The sequence below is a fragment of the Pseudomonas sp. NFIX28 genome (genome assembly GCF_900107395.1).
GTDB lineage: Bacteria > Pseudomonadota > Gammaproteobacteria > Pseudomonadales > Pseudomonadaceae > Aquipseudomonas.
Map to the genome: position 1 here is coordinate 119,336 of NZ_FNPW01000015.1, position 9,534 is coordinate 128,869.

Below are 9,534 nucleotides of genomic sequence, written 5' to 3' on the forward strand. Positions count from 1 at the left end.
TCGCGCCAGCGCCCGGCACTGGCTGCGTCAACGAAAGTCCCGGCTGCGCACGCTGATACCGCTCAGCAGATCGCTGAGGTCGCTCAGGCGGCCGGCGATCAGGTGGCGCACTTCGCCTTCGGTCTCCAGGGTCCCGTCGACCTTGAGCAACTGCGCGCCGACCAGGACCCGGCGCTGGCGTTCGGCCAGGTCGCGCCAGACCACCACGTTGACGTTGCCGAACTCGTCTTCCAGGGTGACGAAGGTCACGCCGCTGGCCGTGCCCGGCCGCTGGCGCCCGGTGACCAGCCCGGCGATGCTGACCGGCCGCCCGTGCTCGACCTCCAGCAGCTCGCGGGAACTGCGGCAGCGCCGGGCCTTGAGTTCGCCCCGCAGCAAGGCCAGCGGATGCGGCCCGAGGGTGGTGCCGACGCTCAGGTAGTCGGCCTGCAGGTCTTCGCCGACCGTCGGTGCCGGCAAAGCCACCGACGCTTCCTCCTGGCGCGGCAAGCCGGCGAACAGGCCGAGCTGTTGCTGCACCCCCGCCACTTCCCAGCGCGCCCGATGCCGGTGCCCGGCCAGCCCGCGCAAGGCACCGGCATCGGCCAGCAGTTCCTGGGCGCGGTTGTCGAGCCGGGCGCGCAGCCCAAGGTCGGCGATGTCGACAAACGCGCCCTGGCCACGCGCGGTCTCGATACGTCGCGCGTCGTCTTCGCGAAAACCCTTGATCATCCGCAGCCCCAGGCGCAACGCCGGCTGCGCGCCGGCCAGCGGCTCCAGGCTGCAATCCCAGTCGCTGGCGCACACGTCCACGGGACGAATCAGCAGCCGATGCCGGCGCGCGTCCTGGAGGATCTGGTCGGGGCTGTAGAAACCCATGGGCCAGCTGTTGATCAGGGCACAGGCGAAGGCCGCCGGTTCGTGGCACTTGAGCCAGCAGCTGGCATAGGTCAGCAAGGCGAAACTGGCGGCGTGGGATTCGGGGAACCCATAATTGCCGAACCCCTTGATCTGCTCGAAGATCTGCGCGGCGAACTCGTCGCTATAGCCGTTGGCGCGCATGCCGTCGCGCAGGCGCAAGCGATGCGGCTCCAGGCCGCCGTGGCGTTTCCAGGCGGCCATGGAGCGGCGCAACTGGTCGGCCTCGCCGGGGGTGTAGTCGGCGGCGACAATCGCGATCTGCATCACCTGCTCCTGGAATAGCGGCACGCCCAGGGTTCGCTGCAGCACCTCTTTGAGCTCCGCCGAGGGATAGGTCACCTTCTCCTTTTTGTCACGCCGACGCAGGTACGGATGGACCATGCCGCCCTGGATCGGCCCCGGCCGGACAATCGCCACCTCGATCACCAGGTCGTAGAAATCCTTCGGCTTGAGCCGGGGCAGCATCGACATCTGCGCCCGCGACTCGATCTGGAATACGCCGATGGTGTCGGCGCGGCCGATCATTTCGTAGGTGGCCGGGTCATCCGGCGGAATGCTCGCCAGGGTCCACTGCTGGCCACGATAACCACGCACCAGGTCGAAGCAGCGGCGAATCGCGCTGAGCATGCCCAGCGCCAGCACATCCACCTTGAGCAGCCCCACCGCATCCAGGTCGTCCTTGTCCCACTGGATGATGGTGCGCTCGGCCATGGCCGCGTTTTCCACCGGCACCAGGGTGTCCAGCGGCTGTTCGGAAATCACGAAGCCGCCAGGGTGCTGGGACAGGTGCCGGGGAAAGCCGATCAGTTGCCCGGTCAGGCTCAGGACCCGGCGCAGCACCGGGCTGTCCGGGTCGAAGCCGGCCTCCAGCAGGCGCTCGACGGCAGGCGGTGTATCGCTCCAATGGCCGCAGCAATCGGCCAGGGCGTTGACCTGGTCCGGCGGCAAGCCCAGGGCCTTGGCCACATCGCGCACCGCACCGGCGCCGTGGTAGGTGCTGACCACCGCGGTCAGCGCGGCGCGGTGGCGGCCGTAACGCTGGAACACATACTGCAGGACTTCCTCGCGCCGCTCGTGCTCGAAATCCACGTCGATATCCGGCGGCTCGTTACGCTCGCGCGAGAGAAAACGCTCGAACAGCAGGGTCGAGCGGTCCGGGTCGATCTCGGTGATGCCCAGGGCGAAACACACCGCCGAGTTGGCCGCCGAGCCGCGTCCCTGGCAGAGGATCGACTGGCTGCGGGCATAACTGACGATGTCGTGCACCGTGAGGAAATAACTCTCGTAGCCCAGCTCGGCGATCAGCTTCAGTTCATTGTCGATCTGCTTGAGCACCTTGGGCGTGGCGCCCCCGGGCCAGCGCTTGGCGATGCCCTGCCCGGTCAGCTCGCGCAGCCAGCTGGCGGGTGTCTGGCCTTGCGGCACCAGCTCCCGCGGGTATTGGTAATGCAGCTGCCCGAGGTCGAAGCGGCAACGCTCGGCGATCTTCAGCGACTCCTCCAGCAGCGCCGCCGGATACAGCCCACGCAATGCCTCGAGGCTGCGCAAATGCCGCTCGCCATTGGGGTGCAGGCGCTGGCCGGCCTCGGCCACCCGCACGTGGTGGCGGATCGCGGTCATGGTGTCCTGCAGGGCCCGGCGCCCCCGCACATGCATATGCACATCGCCGCTGGCCACGGCGGCAATGCCCAGCTCCCGGGCCAACGCCAGGGACTCGCCCAGGCGCCGCTGATCGTCCTGCGCGCAGTGCAGTTCCACCGCCAGCCACAGCCGGTCGGCGAACACCTGTTGCAGCCAGCGCCCGGTTTCCCGCCGTGCAGCCTGTGGCTGCCCGGGCTCGTCCGCCAGCCACAGGGCCAACAGCCCCGGCAAGGGTTGCGCGAAGTCTTCGCGCAGCAGTTGGTACTGGCCCTTCTGCGCCCGGCGCCGGCCACGGGTAATCAGCCGGCACAGGCCCTGGTAGCCCTCCAGGCTCTCCACCAGCAGCACCAGTTTCGGGCCGTCGTCGAGGCGCACTTCACTGCCGACGATCAGCGCCAGGCCGCTGTCCTTCGAGGCCTGCCAGGCCCGGACGATGCCGGCCAGGCTGCATTCGTCGGTAATCGCCAGGGCCTGGTAGCTCTGGGCCGCTGCCCGTTCGAACAGCTCGCGGGCACTGGAGGCACCGCGCTGGAAACTGAAGTTCGACAGGCAGTGCAGTTCGGCATAGCCCGTCATGCGAACCAGCCCTGCAGCAACAAGGGCCCCGCCTCGCCCACCGGGCGATAGGCCCAGCCTTGCTGGCCGCTGCGGGTTTCGATCAGGTAATAGTCGCGGCGCACGTCGCCGCCGTCCCACCAGCCGGACTCGATGCGTTCCGGCCCCATGAGGAGGCGCGCCGTCCCCTCCGGCAGCGCCAGCGGCTCGCGCAACAGCCAGCCCGGGCGCCGGGGGCCGGGCAGCAACGGGCAGGCCTGGCTGTCGCCGACCGCTTGCCAGCTGCACTCAGGGCGGTGATCGGCCTGGAAACGCAAGCCATGCACCGCCTCGTCCCCCAGGCGGGCACGCAGGCGTTCGCGCAATTGCTCCCAAGGCAAGGACTGCTGCGGGCGCTCGTCGAACAGCTCGCGATGCTGCGGCACGAAGCGCGGCAGATCCTCGGCCACCAGGCGCACGCCACGCACCGGCGCCGGCACCTGGACCTGCTCCAGGCGCCCGCGCGCCAGTTCGAACAGCATCCCCGGCTCGCGTTCGGCACTGAGCAGGCCGACCTTGATCAGCGTGTCGGGCCGCTCGACATGCTCCAGGTGCAGGTCGAAGCACTGCACCCCGCTGTCGCGACCACAGAGAAACGCCGCCAGGTCGCTGCTCAGGCGGCGCAGGGGAAACAGCAGGGCCTGGTGCGACAGCACATCGAAATTCAATTCGATGCGCAGGTCGAAACGCTCCGGCGGCTGATAGAACGCCAGCGCCACGGAGCGCTCGCCCAACAGGCTGTCCAGGTGCTTGAGCAGGCCCGCTTCGAAACGCCGGGCCAGGGTTTCCCGCGGCAACCCGCGCACCTGGGCGAAGGTGCGCAGGCCCATGCGCGACAGGGCTGTGGCCGCGCCCGGTTGCAGGCCGAGACGCTCGACGGGCATGCGCCCCAGGGCCTGGCGCAACTGCTCCAGGTCGGTCACCGCCAGGCCGTCGTAGGCATTGGCCAGCACCCGGGCCGCCGCCGGATTCGGCGCGCTGACGATGCGGTGGCGAAAGCCCAGCTCCGTCAGTTCCTGGCGCAGGCGCGCCTCCAGCTGCGGCCAGGGGCCGAACAGGCCCAGGCTCGATTCGATCTCGAACACCAGGGTGCACGGGTAATGAACGCTGACCTGGGAGCTGAAGCGGTAGGCCCAGGCCGCGAGAAACTGCTGCCAGCGGTTGACTTCATCGGCATCGTATTCGGCGCTGGCGAAGTTCTTGCTCAGGGCCTGGGCGGCGGTCAGCGACTGCCCGGGGCGCAACCCCAGCTCGCGGGCGGCGGCATTCACCGCCTGGATCACCCGGCGCTGCGGCGTCCCGCTGAGCAGCGCCAACGCGGCGTCCGGCTCGGGGCGCTGGCGCAGCGCCGCGTCCAGCGCCAATTGCGGGAACAGGATACAAACCCAGCGCATGGCAACCTCAATGCCCCGGCATGAAGGCAATCGGTGCCGAATGGGCCAGGCCGCCACGGCACTTGAGCACCCGCAGCTGCGCCGGCCGCGCCTCCAGGGCAAGGCGCAGGGCCGCCGGCGAAGGGTTGATGGCTTCCTTGAGGGAGCGGTAGGCAAAGGCCAGGGTCTGGCCGGTCTCGGCCGCCACCTGCAACCGCCGCAAGGCGCGGTCGTCGGCCTGTTGCGGCCAGCACAGCACGGCCCCGCAGCTGCCCGAGCGCAGGCACTGTTCGGCCGCCCACAGGGCGTCCCGTTCACCGGCCTGGATCACCGACAGCTGGCGCAGGTCGACCCCGGCGTTCTGCCAGGCCTGGGGATACGGCACATGGGGCGGTGCCACCAGCACGATGCGCTCGCCGGCGGCCGAAAGCCGGGCCAGGGTCGGCCACACCAATTGCAGCTCGCCCACGCCCTGGGCGGCGATGAGGATTTCCGTCAGCGCCGCTTCCGGCCAGCCGCCGCTGGGCAAGGCCGCGTCCAGCATGGCGTGGCCAGTGGGTTGCGGGCTGGCGGCGGGCGCTGTCGGACGGCCCTTCCACACCCGGCCGGCATTGAACAGCGTCTCCAGAGCTACGACGGCGCCCATCAGCCTTGCCTCACCAGGCCACAGAACACGCCTTCGATGGCCAGGTCGCGGTCCTCGCCGATCAGGATCGGCGCATAGGCCGGGTTGCGCGGCAGCAGGCGCACGCCCTCGGCCAGGCGCTCGAAACGCTTGATGGTGACCTCGCCGTCCAGCCGCGCCACCACGATCTGGCCGTTGCGCACCTCGCTGTCGCGGCGCACCGCCACCAGGTCGCCGTCGAGGATGCCGTCCTCGATCATCGAATCGCCCTGGACCCGCAGCAGGTAATCGGGCGTCCGGGAAAACAGCGCCGGGTCGAGCAGCAAGCGCTTGTGCACTTCGGCATCGGCGCCGATCGGCAGGCCGGCGGCCACCCGGCCGAGCACCGGGATGTCCAGCAGTTCGGGGCGCGGCGGCTGGTTGAGCAGGCGAATGCCCCGGGCCTGGTTGGGGTTGACCTCGATGAAGCCGGCTTCGGTCAGGGCCACGACATGCTTGCGCGCCACACTGCGCGAGGCGAAGCCAAAGGCCTCGCTGATTTCAGCGAGGCTGGGGGGCTGGCCATGCTCGGCGATGCGCTCGCGGATAAAGGTCAGGATGGCACTGCGGCGGGGAGATAAAGTAGTCATGGAGTACATTTGTACTCCTCTGGGTTTTTCCTGACAAGAACCGCCAGTCAGCCCAGCCCGCGGCTCGCCAGGAAAGCGCTGATGTAATCGATGAACGCCAGCACCTTGGCCGTGGCCCGCCGGTGGCTGGGGTAGACCGCCAGGATGTGCGGGCCGAAGCTGTCCGGGTCGATGGCGTAGTCCGCCATCACTCGCACCAGGCGCCCGTCGGCCAGGTAAGGCGCGGCGCTCCACAGCGGCGTATGGAGCAGCCCGCGCCCGGCCAGGGCATTGGCCAGCAGCAGGTCGTAATTGTCGCTGCGCAGCCGTGGTGCCCGGGGTTGCGCCAGGCTCAGGCGCTGCCCGTCCCGCTCGGCCCACCAGAACTCGCGGCTGAGCAAGGGGTGGCGATAGTGCAGCCATTCGTGCTGGTCGAGGGTCTGCGGCGTCACCGCCACGCCCTTGCGCGCCAGGTAGGCCGGGCTGGCGCACAGGGCCAGGCAATTGCGCCCGATCACCCGGGCGATCAGCCCCGGCAAGTCGTCATGGCCTTCGCGCAGGGCCAGGTCGTAGCCGCTTTCCAGCAGGTTGACGAACTCGTCGCACAGGTCCACCTGCAGGTTGATCTGCGGATACTGCTCGAGAAAACCGCCGCACACCTGGTCGAGAAAGGCCTGCCCATAGGCCAGCGGCGCGGTGACCTTCAGGTTGCCGCGCAAGCCGTGCTGCAACTGCTCGATTTCCTCGCCGGCCTCCTCCAGCCGTTGCAGGACCTGGCGCGCGGTTTCCAGGTAGAGCCGCCCCACTTCGGTCAGCAGAATCCGCCGGGTGCTGCGCTCGAACAACCGAGCCCCCAGCTCGACCTCCAGGTGGTTGACCGCCTTGGTCAGGGCCGAGGGGGTCTTGCCCAATTGCTCGGCGGCGCGGCTGAAACTGCCGAGCTGCGCGGTGGCGACAAACATTTTCAGTGCACTCAACTTGTCCATGCTTTTTCCATTCAGGCAAAAACGTTTTTCGTCAGCGAGGCGTTCTGTCGGCTCTGGCAAGCCAATAAGCTGGCCATCAGACGCAATAACAAGGAAATACTCAATGAAAAGATTCATTCCGAATCTGCTGACGATTGCCGTGAGTTTTGCCTCGATGGAAGCCATGGCCGCCACCGATCTGGTGCTGTTCAACGGCCAGGTATTCACCGCCGACCGCGCCCAGCCCAAGGCCCAGGCCCTGGCGGTGGCTGACGGCAAGGTACTGCAAGTGGGCAGCGACGCGCAGATCAAGGCGCTGATCGAGGCCGGCACCCAAGTCATCGACCTGGGCGGCAAGACCCTGATGCCCGGCCTGATCGACAGCCATTCCCATGCGATCTTCGGCGGCCTGGAAATGACGTCGGCCAATATGCAGGACGAGGTGGTCAGCCTCGACGAACTGGAGAAAAAGCTGCGCGCCTGGCGCGACGACGGCAAGGCCCGGCATGGCGATGTGCTCAGCATCGCCGGCATGAGCTCGGCCTACTGGGCCCAGGCACAAGCCCTGGGCCAGCGCTTCAACGCCGGCGAATGGGCCGGGGTGCCGGTGGTGTTCACCGGCAGCGATCACCATACCGCCTGGGCCAACAATACGATGCTCGAGCGCGCCGGCATCGACGCCGCCCTGCTCGAGAGCCTGCCGGAGGCCGAGCGCGACACCATCGGCAAGCTCGCCGACGGCCGCCCCAACGGCTTCCTGGTGGACGCGGGCTGGGACCGGGTCGCGGCGAAAATGCCGGTACCCAGCTCCGCCGCCCTGCTCAACGCGGCGCAATCGGCGGTGCGCTACAACAACAGCCTGGGCATCACCGCCTGGATGGACCCGGCGGCCAACGCGGCCCCCGGCGAGGCGGTGTTCGCCCTCAAGCCCACGGCCAAGACCATCGGCGTATTGCCGGCCTACAAGGCGCTCGCCGAGAGCGGCGGGATGACCGCGCATGTCGCCGCGCTGCTGGTGGCCAACCCGAAAAGCCGTCCTGCCGACCTCGACGCGCTGGAGCAGGTGCGCCAGCAATTCCAGGGCATCCCCAACCTGACCCTGCCTGGCGTCAAGATCTTCGCCGATGGGGTGATCGAATACCCGGCGCAGAGCGCGGCGATGATCGATGCCTACAGCAACTCGCACAAACAGGGCGAACTGCTGATCGATCCCGAGCATTTCGGCGAACTGGTCAGCGCCATCGACCAGCGCGGCTGGCTGGTGCACATCCACGCCATCGGCGACCGCGCGGTGCGCGAATCCCTCAATGGCATCGCCCAGGCGCGCCAGGACCGCCAGAGCGGCATCGCCCATTCCGTCACCCACCTGCAGATGGTCAACCCGAAAGAGTTCGCCCGCTTCCAGCCGCTTGGGGTCATTGCCTCGATGCAGTTGCTCTGGGCCTCGGCCGACGATTACACCCTGGACATGATCAAGCCCTATGTCAGCGCCCTGGCCTTCCGTTACCAGTACCCGGCGCATTCCCTGCTCAAGCAGGGCGCGACGCTCGCCGGGGCCAGCGACTGGCCGGTGTCCTCGCCCAACCCGTGGAACGCCATCGCCCAGGCCACTACCCGCAAGGGCCCGCTGGGCGTGCTCAACGCCGACGAGCGCCTGGACCGCGAAACCATGTTCTACGCCTACACCCTCAACGCCGCCCGGGCCATCGGCCTGGAGCAGCAGATCGGCTCGCTGAGCCCCGGCAAGCAGGCCGACTTCATCGTGCTGGACCGTGACGTGTTCAAGGTCGACGAAAAGGCCCTGCACGAAACCCAGGTGTTGCAGACCTGGTTCGCCGGCCGCGAAGTCTACGCCCGGCCTCTCTAACCGGCCCTCTCGCTAAAAAGACCCTTGCTCCACTGCCCGCCCCCACGTCCTTGCGTACATGGGGCCGGCGCAGCCTTGCCCGAAACCTGTCCATAACAATCACAAAAACACGGGACGCCACCATGAAAGCCCTCACCCTGTTCGCCCTCGGTTCCTTGAGCCTGTTGCCCCTGGGCAGCCAGGCCATCCCCTTGACCGATGACCTTGCCGTGGAACTGGAACTGACCCTGGCCAGCGATTACCGCACCCGCGGCATTTCCCAGACCCAGAACGACCCCGCCGCGCAGGCCGCCGCGACCCTGCTGCACAGCAGTGGCCTGTACCTGGGCGCATGGACGTCCAACGTCGATTTCGGCGGCGGCCTGAAGACCCGCCAGGAAGTCGACTACTACGCCGGCTGGTTATGGCAGGCCAGCGACGCGGTCAGCCTCGACCTGGGCTACCTCAAGTACAGCTACCCCAGGGAAGGGCAATTCAACCAGAGCGAGGTCTACGGGATTTTCAGCGCCTATGGGGTCACGCTGGCGGCCTATTACTCCAGCGACTCGCCGGGCATCGACAGCCAGCAGAGCACCCTGTACCGCTACCTGGGCTACGAGACCGAATTGCCCCTGGGCCTGGGGCTGGCGCTGCGTTACGGCGAGATGGATTTCAAGGATCCCCGGTTGATCTCGGCCTCGGGCCAGGGCGAGGATGCCTACCACGAATGGGAGGCCAGGCTGACCCGCGAAGTGGCCGGCGTAGTGCTGGGCCTGAGCTATATCGATACCGACCTGTCGAAAAGCCAGTGCACCAGCAATTACGGGTTCAGCGACCTGTGCGGCGCAACCTGGGTCGCCAGCGCCAGGAAAACCTTCTGAGAAACGACCGCTCTGCGCCCGCGAAAGGCCACACCGCGCAGTGCCTGGCACACCGCGTCAGCGTTCTTCGCGCGCAAGCTGCGCTCCTACCAAAGCCCACC

7 protein-coding genes are annotated in these 9,534 nt (G+C 68.0%); 2 read left to right on the forward strand and 5 right to left on the reverse strand.

The window, feature by feature from the left end; translation table 11 throughout:
• Positions 1–27: 27 nt before the first annotated feature.
• The 5 genes from BLV20_RS24855 to BLV20_RS24875 are packed head-to-tail and all read right to left on the reverse strand — an operon-like array spanning position 28 to position 6,727.
• Positions 28–3,117 carry an error-prone DNA polymerase gene (locus BLV20_RS24855; protein ID WP_092305064.1) on the reverse strand — a complete coding sequence of 1,030 codons (3,090 nt, stop codon included), beginning with the start codon at positions 3,115–3,117 and terminating at the stop codon, positions 28–30.
• On the reverse strand, positions 3,114–4,529 hold the full coding sequence (locus BLV20_RS24860) for a Y-family DNA polymerase (protein WP_092305065.1): 1,416 nt from the start codon (positions 4,527–4,529) through the stop codon (positions 3,114–3,116). Before BLV20_RS24860 ends, BLV20_RS24855 begins: the two co-directional genes overlap by 4 nt.
• A 7-nt stretch (positions 4,530–4,536) precedes the next feature.
• A complete protein-coding gene (gene imuA / locus BLV20_RS24865; RefSeq protein WP_092305066.1) occupies positions 4,537–5,154 on the reverse strand; it encodes a translesion DNA synthesis-associated protein ImuA in 618 nt (205 codons plus the stop codon).
• Complete coding sequence (gene lexA / locus BLV20_RS24870; RefSeq protein WP_092305067.1) at positions 5,154–5,771, reverse strand: transcriptional repressor LexA; 618 nt, start codon at positions 5,769–5,771, stop codon at positions 5,154–5,156. The genes imuA and lexA overlap by 1 nt, the downstream gene beginning before the upstream one ends.
• Positions 5,772–5,809: 38 nt before the next feature.
• Positions 5,810–6,727 (reverse strand): LysR family transcriptional regulator, encoded by a 918-nt coding sequence (locus BLV20_RS24875; RefSeq protein ID WP_092305068.1) that lies wholly within the window; start codon positions 6,725–6,727, stop codon positions 5,810–5,812.
• A gap of 103 nt (positions 6,728–6,830) precedes the next feature.
• On the opposite strand from BLV20_RS24875, the gene BLV20_RS24880 reads away from it, so the two are divergent.
• Positions 6,831–8,573, forward strand: a complete 1,743-nt coding sequence (locus tag BLV20_RS24880; RefSeq protein WP_092305069.1) for an amidohydrolase — start codon at positions 6,831–6,833, stop codon at positions 8,571–8,573.
• 122 nt (positions 8,574–8,695) lie between these two features.
• A complete protein-coding gene (locus BLV20_RS24885; protein WP_092305070.1) occupies positions 8,696–9,433 on the forward strand; it encodes a TorF family putative porin in 738 nt (245 codons plus the stop codon).
• The last annotated feature ends 101 nt before the right edge of the window (positions 9,434–9,534 follow it).

Excerpts from the sequence above, each read along its gene's own strand:
- BLV20_RS24880 (WP_092305069.1), top strand. The coding sequence starts at position 6,831 with ATGAAAAGATTCATTCCGAATCTGCTGACGATTGCCGTGAGTTTTGCC.
- BLV20_RS24875 (WP_092305068.1), bottom strand. The coding sequence starts at position 6,727 with ATGGACAAGTTGAGTGCACTGAAAATGTTTGTCGCCACCGCGCAGCTC.
- BLV20_RS24855 (WP_092305064.1), bottom strand. The coding sequence starts at position 3,117 with ATGACGGGCTATGCCGAACTGCACTGCCTGTCGAACTTCAGTTTCCAG.
- lexA (WP_092305067.1), bottom strand. The coding sequence starts at position 5,771 with ATGTACTCCATGACTACTTTATCTCCCCGCCGCAGTGCCATCCTGACC.
- imuA (WP_092305066.1), bottom strand. The coding sequence starts at position 5,154 with ATGGGCGCCGTCGTAGCTCTGGAGACGCTGTTCAATGCCGGCCGGGTG.
- BLV20_RS24885 (WP_092305070.1), top strand. The coding sequence starts at position 8,696 with ATGAAAGCCCTCACCCTGTTCGCCCTCGGTTCCTTGAGCCTGTTGCCC.
- BLV20_RS24860 (WP_092305065.1), bottom strand. The coding sequence starts at position 4,529 with ATGCGCTGGGTTTGTATCCTGTTCCCGCAATTGGCGCTGGACGCGGCG.